The organism is Marinobacter alexandrii, assembly GCF_005871205.1.
GTDB classification, from domain to species: domain Bacteria; phylum Pseudomonadota; class Gammaproteobacteria; order Pseudomonadales; family Oleiphilaceae; genus Marinobacter; species Marinobacter alexandrii.
On the sequence record NZ_SWKM01000011.1, the window covers coordinates 848,878 to 865,274 of the forward strand.

Below are 16,397 nucleotides of genomic sequence, written 5' to 3' on the forward strand. Positions count from 1 at the left end.
CTTGTGTTGTTATTAAGGAAATCGATTGGATGTAGCGCTCAAAGCCAATCATCCACAGTCACTTCCAGATACCCCTGAAAACCCGGCCGTGCATTCACTGCGGTTCCCACCGCTACCTTAATCTTTCGCTCGCCGTCTTCTTTATGCTCATCTGCCAGATGCGTCGGGTTCCCGATACCATGCCGCTGAGAAAATCCATAACGGATGCTCTCGGAACGAATAGCCAGGGTAATTTGCTCCTCATACATGAATCCCTCGAAATGCTCGTCGAACCAGAACGCTTTATTAATTTCGAAGAGGGGTACACGTACGCCGAGTGTGATTTGGAACATGAGCGCGCGATCCGAAGCCATTCGCGCTAATTTTGTTAAATAACCAGTGAACAAATAAGTGGGTTTCTTTTTTGCTATGAGCGAGTCAAAGCTTCGTAAGATGGCTGATTCTTGGGGATATCGACGCTCATTCATTATGTAATTGGGGCCCGCCCGAACGCTCATGGAGGTATCAAAGTGATAAGAGCCTCGCACTTCAGCACCGTCGTCGAACTTGTCCTGAACTCGTGGTGGAAGGTCCACGCGATCAACATACAGGACGGCCTTGATTCGAAGGGAGCCGAACAGAAAACGACGTAGATTCTGGTAACCAGACTCGGAATTCACGAGGCCGAAGTGTCCAGAGTGACTGCGGTGCGACACCGCGCGAGGCGAGGCTTTGGTATAGGCGTTGGCAATCATTACCAGCCCATCGCTTGCAGGCCCTGTCGCACGTTTAGAAAGGCTGAGAAATGCTTCGTAATCTTTGTAGTTGGAACCTATAAAGCAAAAGCAACGATCTGGATCGAAGCTACCGTCAAGCTCGTTGACTCCTACTGACTCATCGCTAATCTTCAGGTATTCCCGCATCCGATCGCGGTGAAAGTTAGATACCTGAAAACGGTCAAGAGGTCCCAGGTCTGGCACATTGATTCCCAGGAAATCGATGCCGTTGTGTGGAGTGCCGTATGTGAAAAGCTTGTCCACGTAGTGGGGGCTGGGCTTGCCTTCCTCCAATTCCAGGCCGGAATCATCCAGCCCTTTGGGGGCACCATGCCGGCAGATATTTTGTAAGTAGCAGCGGCTCACAAGGCCGCCCATGGAGTGGGCTACCAGGTGTACCTTGAAGTTCGCTTTGAGGTCCGGGTTGTCACCGCATGTTGCATCGCGGACTCTGAGAATAAAGCGCCTTAAGTCGAGAGCGAATTCTTCCATGCTGACTCGCTGGCCGTTTCCAAGGAGTTCCGAGGCCCGCTCGTAGTAACGGAATACCCAGACCGATTTGGCCGGAGCAATTATCGATCCGATCTTGGTGTCATCCTGTAGTGGGTCGTCGAGGTATCCCCCGTCTTTGAACGAATCAACATAGCCGTGATCTTTCATAAGTCTGATCAGAGGGGATTCGAAATAGAAAGGAATTGCATCGCCCTGATGGTTCTGGCGCAAAACACTGGAACCGATGTTGAAGCCCATATACGGATCGGCCGTGGTTTGGTCGATTTCCGACATCGTCGCCGCAAAACCACGGACATAAATAATTGGATAAAATGGCGCCTGCATATTGTCATCTCCGGTGGAAGGCTCCGTTATTCTAAGGCACCTTAAACCCGACACATTTCAGTAGGCCGGCCGAAAAGGCGGCCTGATGCAATATTTGCGGGGAGGCGGAGGGTCAGATGTGCGATCCATGCGTATGCCTTATTCCGAAGCGTGGTAAATGTGCATGCACTACGACTAAACGTATGGAGCACAACATCGCACCTTGTAGCGCATATCCGTGACTGCGCTACATTCGGAGGGGCAATTTATATACCGAAGTAGATAAAAAATAACTAATTTAAATGCTTACCTAATGACTTGATCATGATAAGCGCAATATTTCTTTGCTGTCTGAAAAATTGAATCGCCCGCTGTTAAATAAGTCGACATATTCCCAACCTCATAATAATGGAAATCTCTGTTGCATAATTTCTTATGCTGATGAAAGCTTTAGGGCGGATGTGTCTATTTTTTGGGGCTCAAAGTCACCTGGGAAAGTCAAAAGTAATCATGACGCGTGTAATAAATTTTGACTTCCAAGGAATAAACCTAGGCCATAGCGGAAGTGAAACTGCTTACGAGTGAGGGGCAGGGCTGGAGATGACAGGGCCGAGCATAATTTGCGAAAAAGTGGCGAAAATAGGTGCAGTTCGATTTTCTGAGGACGTTTGATATAGAAACTCTTTGTAGTTCGAACGAGTCACCGGTCAGGATCAAATTAGTCGGCTCTTTTGCGGAAATCCGGGACAGATTTATTTTCGCGGGCCGTCTCTAGATAATCACACCCGATCAATAATCCCACACAACGCATCCAACCCTTCCGTCAGCGCAGCCGGCCCCGGCTGAAGAATCAGCGGTGACTTGATCTCATACAGATGGTTGTTCACCACGGCTGGAATATCACTCCAACCCGGCCTTTCAGCCACTTGCTCTGGCCGGAACTTCCGACCGCACCAGGAGCCGATGATGATGTCCGGCTGGCGCTGGATGACGTCTTCGGGGTTCTCGATGATTCGTTCCTTGGCGCCGGGCTCGGCGGCCCGTTCCGGGAAGATATCCTCACCACCGGCAATACCGATCAGCTCGGACACCCAGCCTATGCCGGTAATCATCGGGTCGCCCCATTCCTCGAAGTAGACCCGCGGGCGGTTTGCTCTCGCTCTTTCCGCTCTGATCCGCTCAACTCGGTCGGACAGTTCCTGCGCGTAGGCGTCGGTTTTCTCGGAGAGGCCCAGCATACCGCCGAGGGTTCGGATCATGGACAGGATTCCGGCCACGGTGCGCTGGTTAAAGATGTGCACAGCCACGCCGCTGCGCACCAGTTCGGCGGCGATGTCGGCCTGCATGTCTGAGAATCCCACCACCAGGTCCGGCTTCAGCTCCAGAATTTTCCCGATCTTGGCGGAGGTGAAGGCAGAGACTTTGGGTTTTTCCTTCCTGGCTCGCTCGGGCCTAACGGTGAACCCGGAGATGCCGACGATACGGTCCTCGGCGTCGATGGCGTAGAGGGTCTCGGTGGTTTCTTCGGTAAGGCAGACAATGCGTTGGGGATAATTCATAGGGGTGCGGGCTCTAAATAATTGACGACACGGGACGCGAAGGATTTTACTAGGCTATGCGGCATCATTTCTTTCATGATGGGAGAACGCTATGGCAGGTGGATGGTCACGGGATGGAGCGGTTCAGGATCAAATTGACGCGAGCGTCGACGACGAAGTGCAACGCGCACGGAGCCAGCTGGGTAACGGTGAGAGCGCGGTCTATTGTGACGAGTGTGACCAGGCGATTCCCGAAGCTCGCCGCCAGGCAATTCCGGGCGTTCGGCTGTGTATTGCCTGCCAGTCCGCTCTTGAAAAGCAGGAAGGGGCATCACGTGGCATTAATCGACGTGGCAGCAAAGACAGCCAGCTGAGGTGAATGCATTTCCGCGCCAGCCATGTTTTATCGAATTAACGAACGCAGCGACAGGCTCTTATTATGCAGTTAGAGAAAGCAAAGAAGCGTATTGCAAAGCAGGTTAAGAAGGGCTTTCACGGCTATCCGTTAGTGTCGCTTGAGTATTTTGGTAAAGGGGGCGTGGGTAAAGCGCCGGATACAGCTACTGAAGTTGTTATTTCATTCACCGAGGAAGAGGGCGCAGATCCGCAGAAACAAGCGTTTGTGAGTAGCGGCGATGCCCGGGAAGATGAAACGATTCAATCCACCCTCCTGAAGATCATTGAGCGGGCGGATGCTAAAACGGTGACGGAGATCGACGGCGTTTCTCATCTCCCTTCTTGAACTTCGCTATTGCCTCGATCTTGACGCTATTTTCCGCCTGTATGTCGGAAAAGCCTAAAAGTAGGCTGGTTCGCCAACGCCGGCGAAACCAGCCAATTCACACTTAAGGTCATTGAGCGCTGAAGGGAACACAGGTCAATGGCTGGTAGACAGCTTTGGCAGCGTCACGTGGAAGAAGGATTTGATGTTGGCTTTCAGTGACGCCGCCATCTGCGCGATGTGCTCACTACGCTGTTGCTTTGCAAGCTGGGTGTAGTAATTCATGTCGATAGTGCCGTCTTCGTTCAGTTTCGGAGCTTGGTAACTCATGATGCTGTGTCCTCGTTTGATAAGTGAGTCATTTCGATAGGGAGCATACTAATGAGTATGAGGCTGTTGAAAAAGCGATCGTTTCTCAGCAGAATGATGAATTAATCTCATCAGTCGAGAAATGTTATGCGCCACCTGCCACCCCTCAATGCGCTTCGGGCATTTGAATCAGCCGCAAGGAACCTCAGCTTTGCCGCAGCTGGCAAGGAACTTTTCGTGACGGCATCTGCGGTCAGTCATCAAGTGAAGACACTTGAAGAATACTTGGGTCTTTCACTCTTTAGCCGAAGCAAGCGAAAGGTGGCGTTGACCCCGGCAGGCGAGCAATACCTCACATCTGTCAGGCACGCGTTCGACGAGATTGAGATGGCCACCCAGCGACTGACTGAGAACCAGGAATCCAACGTGGTCAAGATCAGCGTTGCCCCCAACTTCCTCACCCGCTGGCTGATGCCACGCATGGCGCGATTCCAGGCCTTGTACCCGGATATTGAACTGGAAATTAACGCGTCCATGGGGCTGCTGGATTTCGATCGCACCAGTACCGACATGGCGGTCTATTTCGGGAGTGGTGAATGGGACGACATCGAAGTGCATTTTCTGCGCAGAGTAATGCTGGTGCCGGTGTGTAGCCCGCAGCTATTGGAGGGTGAGTTACCGCTGGAAAAGCCTGAGGACTTGGCTAAACACACGTTGATCTATGTCAGCAAGCGGAAGTGGGAGTGGGAGAATTGGTTGCAACAGTCGGGCGTTGATTTTATATCCGCCCGGGGCAGCCTACAGATGTCCAGTGGGCAACTGGCCACGGCGGCGGCCCAGGAGGGCTTGGGAGTTGCGCTGGCTGATAGCACCCTGACGTCCCGTGAGATTAAATCGGGTCAGTTGGTGGTGCCATTCGACATCCAGCTCGATACGAATCGGGCCTTCTATCTGGTCTACCGCAAACAACGTCCGCTGACCGTCGGGATGAAAGCCTTCAAGGAGTGGCTGATGAGCGAGATGTAGGACAACCGAAAACTGGGGTTCAAAAACGTTCACGCCCGATCAATAATCCCACACAACGCATCCAAGCCATTCGTTAGCGCCGCCGGCGTAGAAGGTCTCAGTGATTTGGCTCGCCGGTTGATTTCCGGCCGTGTGCCCTGATTGTTTCAACCATTCGACAACAAAAGACCGATCAACCATGACCGACATCAAACACCTGGTGTGCCCCCATTGCCACAAAGCGAACCGCGTACCGGCCGATAAGCTGTCCGCCGGTGGCAACTGCGGTGCCTGCAAGCAACCGCTCTGGCCGGATCAGGTGCTGGAGCTGACAGGGCAGAACTTCGCGGCCCATACCGGGCGCAGCGATGTGCCGGTGCTGGTGGACTTCTGGGCCAGCTGGTGTGGCCCCTGCAAGGCGATGGCGCCTCAGTTTGAGCAGGCTTCAAAGCAATGGCGGGGCAAGGTGCGCTTTGCCAAGCTCAACACCGAACAGGCGCCCGGGCCATCCGGCCAGTTTGGTATCCGCAGCATACCCACCATGATCCTGTTCCAGAATGGTCGGGAAATAGCCCGCCAGAGCGGCGCCATGAATCAGGCCCAGATCAGCCAGTGGCTGCAGTCACAGGGCATTCGTTGAGGGCGCCGCTCGCCGGTTGGTCGGCGTTTTACCAGTCGTCGTTACCTTTGCCGCGGTTTTCTTTGCCCCGCTCGTTGCGTTTATCGCTGTTGTAGCGTCCGTATTCGCTGTTGCCACGGCCACGTTCGTCGCGATAGACCAGATCGCTGCGGCGATCATCGTATTTTCGGTTGGCTGCGTTCACTTTCTTCTGGAAGCGGGCGTAGGCTTTGTCGACTTTGCGCTCCAGCTTCCGGCGTTTTTCCAGGACTTTATCCCGGCGCTCTTCCCGTTCCGCTTCGCGTGCGAACTCGCTGCGCGCCTTGGCCAGTTCCCGCTCCAGTTCCCGCTCGTATCCGGCGATTTTCCGGTCGTATTCGGCGCTCAGTTGCTGCAGCTCCGACCGCCGCTCGTCGCCAATGTCCCTTGAAACCGGTGGGTAGTAGTAGTCTTCCCGTTCCCAATCGAACCCACGCCGCAGCGGGTCAATGCCGGTGTGCTCTCGTACTTTCTCGCGGGCCCGCTCAAGTTGGACGTCCACAACATCCTGCACAATCCGCTCAATCAGTTGGTCGGTACTGACGTTGTGTTGATTGGCTGTTGCTGTGATGGGCAGTAGCAGGGCGAGTCCGAAGAGTGTGGTTTGAACAATTGCTCGGTATCGAGTTGCCATCTTAGGGCCTTTTTTAGATTGCGTTGAATCAGAGTTTACGTTCACGGGGCGCGAACTTCATCGCTGAATACCTTACGATTGTGCAATCCGAATGTTCTTGCTGCTCAGAGGTAACCTTGGTGAATAGGCATCTTTTGAACGGATTTGCGGCACGGTTGCAGATCGCGTTGCTGGTTTTATTAGTTGCTTTGCCCGGTGTCTCGCAAGGCAGCACCAAGCTGACCTTTGCGTTCAGCGAAAAATCAGCGCCATACAGTGCGTTGCTTGACGAGAAAGCAGACGGGCTGTTCCCGGATTTGGTGCAACTGGCATTCAGTTTTATTCCCGACTACACCACGGCAAGTTTGGTGATGCCTTGGGCGAGGGCGCAATACAACGTCAGACGCGGCCTCAACGATGGCTTTCTGACCTACCCGTCGGAGAAGCGACAGGATTACGCAGTCTTTTCAGCGGATCCGCTCTTCACCCAGGATTTTGGCCATTTGGTTTACTCGGCCGACAACCCGAATAGAGACGTGATCGAATCTGCGACTAGCTTTGCTGACTTGTCCAGTCTGACGGTGATCGTCGAAAATGGGTCCAAGTGGGAAGAGAACAATATCCCCGGCTATCTGGAGCGTGTGCCGGGCCAGCACATGAATGCGATGATGCATCTTCTAATGCTGCGCAAGGTTGGTGATTTCTTGGTGCAGCCCGCGGAAGACGCTCGACTCATTGCGCGACAACTTGGCTACTCGCAGAAGCTGAAAATTCGCAAGGTCGATTTCATTCCAAACTCCCTGATCCCTTTTCACATAGGCGTCTCGCGAAAGCTTCCCTATGCCGGGGACGTGATCAAGCAGATTGATGCGGTCATGCAGAGTCCCGAATACCAGTCACAATCGAACGCCCTGATTGAAGGTTATCGATAACACAGCGTTTCTTCCTCCCTGCAGTCAGCACCACAGCTGGCTATAATGGCGCACTTTGAACCAGCACAGAGAATCCTATGCCAATCGAAAAGAACCAGGTGGTCTTGTTCCACTACAGCGTCCGTGATGAACAGGGCACCGAAGTTGAAAACTCCCGTGGCGGCGAGCCGAACGCCTACCTGCATGGCCATGGCGGCATTATCCAGGGCCTGGAGGAAGCTCTGGAAGGTCGCGAGGCCGGCGATACCTTCAGCGTCACCGTCGGCCCGGAAAAAGCCTATGGTCCGCGCAAGCCCGATGCCATTCAGCGCGTGCCGATCAAGCATTTGATGGGTGCCAAGCGTTGGAAGGCGGGCATGATCGCCCAGGTGAAAACCGAGCAGGGCCCGCGCCACGTGCTCGTGGCCAAGGTCGGCCACAAGTTCGCCGATGTCGACACCAACCACCCGATGGCCGGTAAAACCCTGACCTTCGATCTCGAAGTCATCGACGTCCGCGCCGCCGATGCGGAAGAGCTGGCGCATGGCCACGTGCATGGGCCGGGTGGGCATCATCATTGACGGATTAGAGCGAGCCTAGGGAGGGCGATCGTGCCGATTGTGGATCCGGACAGCTGGACGCTGTTACAGAGCATCGTGGTTTTCGGTATCTGTGCGTTGGTGATTGCTATCGCGGGGACACGCATCACACGCGTGGTCGACCAGCTAGCCGACCGGACCGGGCTGGGTGAGGCGACAGCGGGAGCCGTGCTTCTGGGGGCAGCGACCTCCCTGAGTGGTTCGGTGCTCTCAGTAACAGCGGCCTACCGGGGGCACCCTGAGTTGGCTGTCAGTAATGCCCTTGGGGGCATCGCGGTGCAGACTTTTTTCCTGGCCATTGCCGACGTCGTCTATCGTCGTGCGAACCTGGAACACGCGGCTGCCTCAGCCCCGAACATGATGCAGAACGGATTGCTGATCGCGCTCCTGGCGTTGATCCTTTTGGCTCCGAGCTTGCCGGAGGTGACCGTTTGGAGCATCCACCCGATTACCCCGATACTGCTTGGCTTCTATTTCTACGGCACCCGGCTCGTCCAGAGTGCTGGTAAGAAACCCATGTGGCGCCCCTCCATTACTGGTGAGACCCGGCAGGACGAGCCGGAGAGCACGAGCCAACTGCCATCATTGAGCCGTCTCTGGACAGAATTCGCGCTGCTCATGGCAACGCTTGGAGTGGCTGGCCTGGTACTGGAGCCCGCCGCCACCACAATCAGCTCGGAAGCCGGGTTGAGCCAGACAATCGTCGGTGTTCTTCTGACAGCGGTCAGTACGTCCATTCCGGAGCTGGTCACCTCAGTTGCCGCGGTAAGGCGGGGTGCGCTCACACTCGCGGTGGCTGGTATCATCGGCGGGAATGCCTTTGATACGCTTTTCATGGCCGCCTCGGACATCGCCTACCGGGATGGCTCGCTCTACCACACGATGACCGCCGACTCGGAACGTTGGGTCGCACTGACCCTGTTGATGGCTGCCATCCTGATCATGGGGCTGATACGTCGTGAACGCTATGGCGTCGGACGAATCGGTGCAGAGAGTCTGGCAATCATGGTGCTCTACGGGCTTGGTGTGGTGTTGATGTTCACTGGCTGAGTTGGGCGTTCAGCTGCAATTCTTTAAGGAGTAAAACTGCGATGAGCTGGGAAGGCAAAACTGCACCCGATTTCACACTGCAAGATCAGGAAAGCAAAGAGCATACTCTGTCGGATTATCAGGGACAGAAGGTGTTGCTCTACTTTTACCCGCGTGATGCCACGCCGGGCTGTACCACCGAAGCCCAGCAGTTTCGAGACCGTTTGGACGAACTCAAGAGTCACGGCGTGCAGGTGCTGGGTGTAAGCCGGGACACGGTCAAGTCACACGAAAAATTCGCCCTGAAAGAGTCGCTGAATTTCCCGATTCTGGCGGACCCGGAAGAAGTGGTGGTGAACCAGTACGAAGTGCTCAAGCAAAAGAATATGTACGGTAAACAGGTGATGTCTGTTAACCGGGAGTCTTTCCTGATTGATGAAAAGGGTGTGATTGTGCGCCATTACGGCAAGGTCAAGCCGGCGGAGCATGTGCAGGAAATTCTGGATGACCTGACGTAGCGTAAGCATGCACATCGGCGTCATCGCAGACACCCACAGCAAAATGCGCCCCGAAGCCCTCGAAGTATTGCAAGGCTCGGACCTGATCCTGCACGCCGGTGACGTCGGGAGGGATGAGGTTCTGGAGGCGCTGGAGGCGATCGCGCCGGTGATTGCGATTCGCGGCAATATCGACAAAACCGGCCGTGCCGGGAGTCTTCCCGATGTTCAGGAGCTGAACTTCCTCGGCCACGCCTTCTACATGCTCCACGACGTCAAAACCCTCGATACCGATCCCCAAGGCCGTTACCGGGTGGTGATCGCCGGCCATTCCCACAAACCCCGTAACGAGTGGATTAGAGATGTGCTTTACTTCAACCCTGGTGGCGCCGGGCCGCGGCGCTTTACGCTGCCGATCACAGTGGGGCGGCTGGAGGTGAGCGAAGAAGGTGTGGCGGGTGAGATTATTGAGTTGCCGGTTTGATCTGGCTGGCCAATGTCAGATCATTTAATAGGCGGTGGATGGAGTGCTTCGGGACGTTCGATTAGCGTGACGCATTCGGTAGCCATTGAAAGCAACCTGCTGCAAGATTGCGAACTCCTCTTCAAGGATTGAAGGAGCCAAGGAGCAAAGGAATGACTAAAAGCATCGTATTATTGGGCGACCTGGGCACAGATCACGCCGGTTTCCCGCCAACGCCGGTGATTGCCGGTTCCCCTGATGTATTGATTGACGGCAAACCCGTTGCCCGGGTTGGCGATCCTCTCGCGCCACACGCCAAGCCAAAGCATCCGACGCACCCTCGTACCATCGCTGCCGGCTCGTCCACCGTTCTGATCAACGGGATTCCCGCTGCCGTGACTGGCGGCGCGATTTCATGCGGCGGTGTCACCATCGGCAGTGGCAGCGTGGTCATCGGTGATACTCACTCGCCAGCCAGGTCCACCGGTAATTCTCCAAGTCCGGCAAAGCCAGCTACACGGGCGGAAGCCTCCTTTGCGCGTGCTTCTGCTAACCAAGTGTCGGAGCAAGTGTGGGCCGGGCAGCCCAGCGGGCTGGTCGGAAACGGCAGCAGCAGTGTCGTTGCAGCAAGCTCGGCTGTGGCAGGCATGTCCGGTGGGAATTCCAGTAAACAAACGCAGAACGCCAGTGTGGAGCCAGGTTTCCACGTAGTTCAACGCCCGATGAGCCGAAATGCCTTGTTGGCCTCGCTCTACGGCGACGCCTCGGCAAAGCCTGACAGCTTTGATCGATTGAACCCTGGCTTAGGCGACTCGGTGCTGCCAGGTGAGATGATTGTTTTGGGTGACCCTGAAGCAACGGAATGCAGCATTGAAGAAGCAGACCTGATGGCCGTGGCCGAGCAGGTGAATGCCCAAGTGCGGTCGCTCGATGAAGACGAGGCGCTGTTTCTTATCAAGCATTACGATCTGCTGGAAGTCATCACCTCGACAAGCTCAGCAGGGCTTGGCGCCGGAGCGGTAATGGTTTCCAAGCAGCTCGATCACATCAAAACGACGTTGATGGAGGTGGAGCGTCTCCACCAGGACAGCTACCGCAAGCATGGTCATCTGAATCATCAGGATTTCTTCGAAAAACGCCGGGCGCTTTTTAAGAAGCTGGATTTCGCATTGGGCAGTTTGGCGAAACGGGGGATGTCTCTTGATGATGATCCGAAACTGAAGCGGGGATTGGGATTGTCGTCAAAAAGTATTGTTAATCACTGGAAGAAGGCTGGAGTCGGTGAGATACCGGGGTACGGATCTCATTACGAAAGGCTTGCTGCTGGAACCAAGTATGTTAAAGGCGTCGGTTACCTCGCAATTGGGCTAGATATTGCCGCCTCAGGAGTAAAAATTCATGCGGTTTGTACCAAAGACAATGCGACGGAGTGCAGAAAAGTGAAATATGCAGAAGGTGGTCGCTTATCTGGTTCGGTAGCTGGTGGAGGTGCCGGTGCGTTCTTTACTCCGATGCTGTGCGGGCTCATAGGCGTTGGTAGCGGGGGATTGGGTGGAGTTGCCTGCGCAATAATAATGGCAGGTGCTGGAGGCTACGCCGGAGCATCAGGAGGAGGAGTCGCAGGTGAAGGCTTGGGTGAGCTCCTATATGAGGTAAGGAATGACGGATGAAACATTTCGGCTGATAGCCGCGTATACCGGTGTTGGTGCCATTGGTGGAGCGCTTTTGTCGTTGTTGGTGATCCTCACAGTCGCATTCTCAAGAGTCGCCCAGATTGAAGAGCTCATTTCTGCTGCCGGGACTTCGGCACAGAGGCACCAAAAGGTTTGGGGTAACGCCCCTTTTGGACGGCTCATGAGAAGCAGCTCCGTCTTCACCTTTCTGGTTTTCCGTGCAGCGCCTTTTGATCATCTGAAACGATCGGCAGCGCAGATTGGAGACGTATCCGCGAATCTGCCCCTTCGTCTGTGGCTGTGGGGGCTGGTGCCGCCCTTGAGCCTGTTTGGGTGTTGCTCCATTTTCGTACTGATTGGACTTTTTTTTAGCTAGGTGTCTTGTCCGCCACAGACTTCACCCCAGATCCGCTGCCGCGAAGTTTGGCCAATGCCGAAGTTGAAGCTATTGGTTTGGTCCTGCAATTACTTCGGCTGGCGCAGGTGTGTGGCCTGAGCGGTTGTTGTCGGTGGGCTGGAAGCAGCAACAGGCGGCCACCTTGGGGTTAAGCCTTGTTCTGTTGGCCCTTGTCCTCACTTTATTTTTTAAAAAAAACAATTGAGGTAGAGGAACGTATTGCTGCCCCTGGTACGCAATTGGATGGCATAAGGAATACTTGGGGCAATGGGCCAATAGGGCGCTGGATGAGGGTGGTTCATGTCTATTTTTTCTTCGTCTTCCGGAACCTTCCTCGTATTGGTGCTCGTATTGAGTCCAGAATGGGTGATGAGAATGAAACACTTCCGGTTGGTCTTAAACTCTGGGTGATGCTGCCAGTCTCTGTTTTCTTTACCTCCATAGCGCTGTCGATTTTTGCAGCTTGGTATCTTGAGGCCTTTAACTAGCGAGTTTCACTGTTAACCCAAAACTTCTCGAATGTCATGCCTAAAGCGGATTGTTCAACTTGGAACGTTGCTAGGAAAGGTCGATCAGGCAGTCGGTACCAGAGCTCTCTGGATACGCAGACCTCAAAAAGAACAGGGTCCAGTTGGTCACTCTCCAACTGGTAGTTGCATGAATAACGGCCACCGCCCCGATAGGTGGTAACTAGATACTTCACTGTTCTGGTTTCGCTATCAAGCATTGTCCAGATGCGCGGACCTGCGTATCCGATGGACGTGTGGTAGATCATCCATAACATTAGGGGGCATCCAACTACGGTGATGCATTTTTTTCCGAAACTGTGTGAGTGCCATAGTGGGTCTTTATTGATCTTTCCGGTGCGCAGAAGCCAGGCAATCCAGACCGACACTATGCTGGCCAGAGCTGCCGATACGTAAAAGGAGGCCCTTGCAATCTCAAGATGGGGAAGAAAGTTTTTGGGACCAAAAATCTGGGACAGAGCAAGGAGGAAAGGTAGCAGCAGAATGACGCACAGAATTTTCTGCTGTCGATTCATGCCAGATGCTGATGCGTCTGTGTTCATGAGTAATCCATTACGGTCGGGCAGCGAGATCCATTCGCTGCGGGGCTAAGCAACAAATGTTAATGGCCCAACTGCGACAGAACAATATCAAACGGAGCGAATCCATGTCCCTGGCTGAGAAGATCTGCCTTTCTGCGGCTTTTTTGTTTTTTATGACAGGGCTGATCACCGGTATCTGGAAGTACCGTCACATGGCCCGCAGCGAGGATGCGACCTCGCCAGTCTATGTGGATATCGCTCACCGCAGTTCCCTGATTTATAGCTTTGCGGCGTTGCTGCTGGCGGCGTTCAGCGCCCACAGCGTGTTCGCGGGTTGGGTGAATACTATCGCAGCGCTGGCTGCACTGGTGTTTTTCGCCTTCGCGATTGCCACCTACGTTATCCACGGCCTGCTGCAGGACACCGACAACCAGTTGCGCCGTCCCCATCGGCTGGGCAAACGGCTGCTGCCTGCCTGGGTGACCGGGTTGTTCATGACGTTGCTGATCGTTGGGGAAGTTGGCGGGGCACTCGTGCTGGGCACGGGTGCGATGCTCGGGATCTGGAGCAGTTAGGGCGGAGCAAGGCTTGGGCAGGCTTTCTGGTATCATGCGCGTTTAAACATCCTCACAGGAAAGCCTCATGTCTCAACTTCCGCCGTGCCCCCAATGCGGTTCCGAATACACCTACGAAGATGGCGAACAGATGGTGTGCCCCGAGTGCGCCCACGAGTGGAATAAAACTGAGACGGCTGCCGCAGAAGCCTCGAGCGTGATTCGCGATGCTAACGGCAACGAGCTGCAGGACGGCGACACAGTTACCGTAATCAAGGATCTGAAGGTCAAAGGGTCCAGTTCCGTGGTCAAGGTCGGCACCAAGGTAAAGAACATTCGCCTGGTAGACGGCGACCATGACATTGATTGCAAGATCGAAGGTATCGGCGCCATGAAGTTGAAGTCGGAGTTTGTGAAAAAGGTTTGACGAGTTGATGAAAACGGTCAGTCGGGCGAGTGTGGTTGCGTTTCTTTTGGCCGCAGCCAGCCCGAGCGTTGCCGAGATCTACAAGTGGGTGGATGACAGCGGCAAGGTTCATTTCAGCGACCGGAAAAATCACAACGTTAAGCAGGAAGTGGTCAAGGTAAAGCCAAGCGCCTCCGACTGGTCAGGCTTTGATTTCCGGGGCATGCGGCCCCGCCTTGCCATTATGATTCGCGCACGAGCAGGTCGGTGTTGATCTCGCTGATGGACTTGGCGCCGGTTAGCACCATGGCGACGCGCATTTCCTTTTCGATCAACTCCAACAGGTTGCTGACACCGGCTTGGCCGTCGGCCGCCAGTGCGTAGATGAAGGCGCGGCCGAGCATGGTGCAGTCGGCGCCCAGCGCCAGCATGCGCACTACATCCAGACCGGTGCGGATGCCGGAATCCACCAGGATTTTCAGATCGCCCTTGACCGCATCGGCAATGGCCGGCAGCGCGCGGGCGCTGGACGGTACGCCGTCGAGTTGTCGACCGCCGTGGTTGGATACCACGATGCCGTCGGCGCCGAAGCGCACGGCGTCGCGGGCATCTTCCGGATCCAGAATGCCCTTGATGATCATCGGGCCATCCCAGAACTCGCGAATCCACTCCAGATCCTTCCAGGAGATGGACCGATCAAAGTTGTCGCCCAGCCAGCCGATGTAGTCCTCCAGCCCGGTCGGGTTGCCACGATAGGTGGAAATGTTGCCCAGATCGTGCGGCCTGCCGCGCAAGCCTACGTCGTAGGACCAGCGCGGGTGTGTCATCGCCTGCAGGTAACGGCGCATGGCTGCGTTAGGGCCGCTCATGCCCGAGTGCGCGTCCCGGTAGCGGGCGCCCGGCACCGGCATGTCGACGGTAAATACCAGGGTGGTGACACCGGCGGCTTTGGCGCGCTCAAGCGCATTCTTCATAAAGCCGCGGTCCTTCAGCACATAGAGCTGGAACCACATGGGGCGGTTGATCGCCGGGGCAACCTCTTCAATCGGGCAGACGGAAACGGTGGACAGGGTAAAGGGAATGCCTTTGTCCGCCGCCGCGCGCGCCGCCTGAACCTCGCCCCGGCGGGCGCACATGCCGGCCAGGCCTATTGGAGAAAGGGCGACCGGCATGCTCAGGGTTTCGTCGAACAGCCGGGTTTCCAGGCTCAGATCTTCCATGTTTTTCAGCACCCGCTGGCGCAAACCGATGTCGGCCAGATCCGCGACGTTGCGCTTGAGCGTGTGCTCGGCGTAGGCGCCCCCATCGACGTAATGGTACAGGAAGGGCGGCAGACGGCGTTGGGCGGCAGCGCGGTAGTCGGTCGAGGCGGAAATGATCATCGCGGATTCCTCATGAGTTCTTGAACGTGCCACGGTCGGCAAGAGTAAATTGGTAATACCAATTAAAAGGTTTTAAGCGGATAGGTTAGAAAAGCATCAATACCATGTCAATCCAGCAACTGTATACTTTAGTGCAGAGCCTGACATTTTGGTTGATCAAAGGAAGGTCAGTGGTTAGTCTTTTTGTAAATTGGTAAGACCAAAAGGATCGGCAATGGAAATGGGGCGGATTCGCCAGCACCGACTCTCCGACAACATCGTCGAGCAGTTGGAAACCATGATTCTGGAAGGCACGCTGCAGCCGGGGCAGCGTCTGCCGGCCGAGCGTGCGTTGGCGGAGCGGTTTGGCGTCTCGCGGCCGTCGGTGCGCGAGGCGGTTCAAAAGATGGTGGCGAGGGGGCTGCTGATCAGCCGCCAGGGCGGCGGTAACTATGTCAGTGACTCGCTGGGCTCGAGCTTCAGTGATCCGTTGCTGAGCCTGATTGAGGGCCGCCCGGAAGCCCAGCGCGACCTGCTGGAGTTTCGTCATACACTGGAAGCCGACTGCGCCTATTACGCCGCCCGGCGCGCCACCGACCTCGACCGTCAGCAGCTTCAGGAAGCCTATGACGCGCTGCAGGCCTGCTATGCCCGGGAGGGCAAGGCAACCCGTGCCGAAGAAGGCGCCGCCGATGCACGCTTTCATCTGGCGATTGCCGAGGCCAGCCACAATCTGGTGCTGCTGCACACCATTCGCGGTCTTTTCGATTTGCTCAAGCGCAGTACGGTGACCAATATTGGTGGCATGTACTCGCTGCGCAGCGAGACCCGTCACTCGCTGGTCGCGCAGCATCAGGCCTTGTTCGACGCCATTATGGAGCGCCGCGCCGATGATGCCCGGCGCATCGCCGGCGAGCACATCAGCTATGTGCAGGGCATGCTGGAAGAGCGCGAGGAAGAAATCCGCCGGCTGGCCCGCGCCCAGCGGCGCGAACGGCCGGATAGTCGCTGAGCGCCGGCCAGCCAACGGCAGCGCTATTTGCT

Annotated in this window: 21 protein-coding genes; 15 read left to right on the forward strand and 6 right to left on the reverse strand. The window is 55.6% G+C overall.

Annotated elements, in window-relative coordinates; genetic code table 11:
- Positions 1–38: 38 nt before the first annotated feature.
- The gene (locus FCS96_RS04230) at positions 39–1,592 is read right to left on the reverse strand and encodes a hypothetical protein (RefSeq protein ID WP_138438967.1); all 1,554 of its coding nucleotides are present in this window, start codon (positions 1,590–1,592) and stop codon (positions 39–41) included.
- 758 nt (positions 1,593–2,350) lie between these two features.
- Positions 2,351–3,130, reverse strand: a complete 780-nt coding sequence (locus FCS96_RS04235) for a cobalamin-binding protein (protein WP_138438968.1) — start codon at positions 3,128–3,130, stop codon at positions 2,351–2,353.
- A gap of 91 nt (positions 3,131–3,221) precedes the next feature.
- On the opposite strand from FCS96_RS04235, the gene FCS96_RS04240 reads away from it, so the two are divergent.
- Positions 3,222–3,488 (forward strand): DksA/TraR family C4-type zinc finger protein, encoded by a 267-nt coding sequence (locus FCS96_RS04240; protein WP_138438969.1) that lies wholly within the window; start codon positions 3,222–3,224, stop codon positions 3,486–3,488.
- 60 nt (positions 3,489–3,548) lie between these two features.
- On the forward strand, positions 3,549–3,851 hold the full coding sequence (locus FCS96_RS04245) for a hypothetical protein (RefSeq protein WP_138438970.1): 303 nt from the start codon (positions 3,549–3,551) through the stop codon (positions 3,849–3,851).
- A 135-nt stretch (positions 3,852–3,986) separates the two neighbouring features.
- Here FCS96_RS04245 and FCS96_RS20025 read toward each other — a convergent pair whose 3' ends face one another.
- Positions 3,987–4,160, reverse strand: a complete 174-nt coding sequence (locus FCS96_RS20025) for an RSP_7527 family protein (protein ID WP_171040661.1) — start codon at positions 4,158–4,160, stop codon at positions 3,987–3,989.
- Between the two features lie 126 nt (positions 4,161–4,286).
- Between FCS96_RS20025 and gcvA the strand changes: the two genes are divergently transcribed.
- Together gcvA and trxC are read left to right on the forward strand one after the other, a co-directional pair.
- On the forward strand, positions 4,287–5,165 hold the full coding sequence (gcvA, locus tag FCS96_RS04250; RefSeq protein WP_138438971.1) for a transcriptional regulator GcvA: 879 nt from the start codon (positions 4,287–4,289) through the stop codon (positions 5,163–5,165).
- A gap of 178 nt (positions 5,166–5,343) precedes the next feature.
- Entirely contained in the window at positions 5,344–5,784 is a 441-nt protein-coding gene (trxC, locus tag FCS96_RS04255) for a thioredoxin TrxC (protein ID WP_138438972.1), read from the forward strand.
- Positions 5,785–5,812: 28 nt separating this feature from the next.
- Here the strand turns inward: trxC and FCS96_RS04260 are convergent, their stop codons facing one another.
- Complete coding sequence (locus FCS96_RS04260; RefSeq protein WP_138438973.1) at positions 5,813–6,436, reverse strand: hypothetical protein; 624 nt, start codon at positions 6,434–6,436, stop codon at positions 5,813–5,815.
- Positions 6,437–6,555: 119 nt separating this feature from the next.
- Between FCS96_RS04260 and FCS96_RS04265 the strand changes: the two genes are divergently transcribed.
- The 7 genes from FCS96_RS04265 to FCS96_RS04295 all read left to right on the forward strand — a co-directional run bounded on the left by FCS96_RS04265 (position 6,556) and on the right by FCS96_RS04295 (position 11,963).
- Positions 6,556–7,347, forward strand: coding sequence for a type 2 periplasmic-binding domain-containing protein (locus FCS96_RS04265; protein WP_138438974.1), 792 nt, complete (start codon positions 6,556–6,558; stop codon positions 7,345–7,347).
- Positions 7,348–7,424: 77 nt separating this feature from the next.
- Positions 7,425–7,907 (forward strand): FKBP-type peptidyl-prolyl cis-trans isomerase, encoded by a 483-nt coding sequence (locus tag FCS96_RS04270; protein ID WP_138438975.1) that lies wholly within the window; start codon positions 7,425–7,427, stop codon positions 7,905–7,907.
- Between the two features lie 30 nt (positions 7,908–7,937).
- Complete coding sequence (locus tag FCS96_RS04275; protein WP_138438976.1) at positions 7,938–8,975, forward strand: sodium:calcium antiporter; 1,038 nt, start codon at positions 7,938–7,940, stop codon at positions 8,973–8,975.
- Between the two features lie 41 nt (positions 8,976–9,016).
- Positions 9,017–9,472, forward strand: coding sequence for a thioredoxin-dependent thiol peroxidase (gene bcp / locus FCS96_RS04280; protein ID WP_138438977.1), 456 nt, complete (start codon positions 9,017–9,019; stop codon positions 9,470–9,472).
- A gap of 7 nt (positions 9,473–9,479) precedes the next feature.
- The gene (locus FCS96_RS04285) at positions 9,480–9,935 is read left to right on the forward strand and encodes a metallophosphoesterase family protein (RefSeq protein WP_138438978.1); all 456 of its coding nucleotides are present in this window, start codon (positions 9,480–9,482) and stop codon (positions 9,933–9,935) included.
- 152 nt (positions 9,936–10,087) lie between these two features.
- Complete coding sequence (locus FCS96_RS04290) at positions 10,088–11,584, forward strand: type VI secretion system PAAR protein (RefSeq protein ID WP_138438979.1); 1,497 nt, start codon at positions 10,088–10,090, stop codon at positions 11,582–11,584.
- Positions 11,574–11,963, forward strand: a complete 390-nt coding sequence (locus tag FCS96_RS04295) for a hypothetical protein (RefSeq protein WP_138438980.1) — start codon at positions 11,574–11,576, stop codon at positions 11,961–11,963. Before FCS96_RS04290 ends, FCS96_RS04295 begins: the two co-directional genes overlap by 11 nt.
- Before the next feature lie 505 nt (positions 11,964–12,468).
- Here the strand turns inward: FCS96_RS04295 and FCS96_RS04300 are convergent.
- Positions 12,469–13,053 carry a hypothetical protein gene (locus tag FCS96_RS04300; protein WP_138438981.1) on the reverse strand — a complete coding sequence of 195 codons (585 nt, stop codon included), beginning with the start codon at positions 13,051–13,053 and terminating at the stop codon, positions 12,469–12,471.
- Positions 13,054–13,157: 104 nt separating this feature from the next.
- On the opposite strand from FCS96_RS04300, the gene FCS96_RS04305 reads away from it, so the two are divergent.
- From FCS96_RS04305 to FCS96_RS04315, 3 genes are all read left to right on the forward strand, one after another.
- Complete coding sequence (locus tag FCS96_RS04305) at positions 13,158–13,607, forward strand: hypothetical protein (protein WP_138438982.1); 450 nt, start codon at positions 13,158–13,160, stop codon at positions 13,605–13,607.
- A 67-nt stretch (positions 13,608–13,674) separates the two neighbouring features.
- Entirely contained in the window at positions 13,675–14,013 is a 339-nt protein-coding gene (locus tag FCS96_RS04310; RefSeq protein ID WP_138438983.1) for a zinc ribbon domain-containing protein YjdM, read from the forward strand.
- Positions 14,014–14,020: 7 nt separating this feature from the next.
- Positions 14,021–14,266: a DUF4124 domain-containing protein gene (locus tag FCS96_RS04315; protein WP_138438984.1), complete on the forward strand. Its 246-nt coding sequence runs from the start codon at positions 14,021–14,023 to the stop codon at positions 14,264–14,266.
- On the opposite strand, the gene lldD is transcribed toward FCS96_RS04315, so the two are convergent.
- A complete protein-coding gene (gene lldD, locus FCS96_RS04320; RefSeq protein WP_138438985.1) occupies positions 14,235–15,374 on the reverse strand; it encodes an FMN-dependent L-lactate dehydrogenase LldD in 1,140 nt (379 codons plus the stop codon). The two genes, FCS96_RS04315 and lldD, sit on opposite strands and share 32 nt — an antisense overlap.
- Before the next feature lie 214 nt (positions 15,375–15,588).
- Here lldD and FCS96_RS04325 point away from each other — a divergent pair, with 214 nt between their 5' ends.
- Positions 15,589–16,365, forward strand: coding sequence for an FCD domain-containing protein (locus tag FCS96_RS04325; protein ID WP_138439641.1), 777 nt, complete (start codon positions 15,589–15,591; stop codon positions 16,363–16,365).
- Positions 16,366–16,397: the final 32 nt, after the last annotated feature.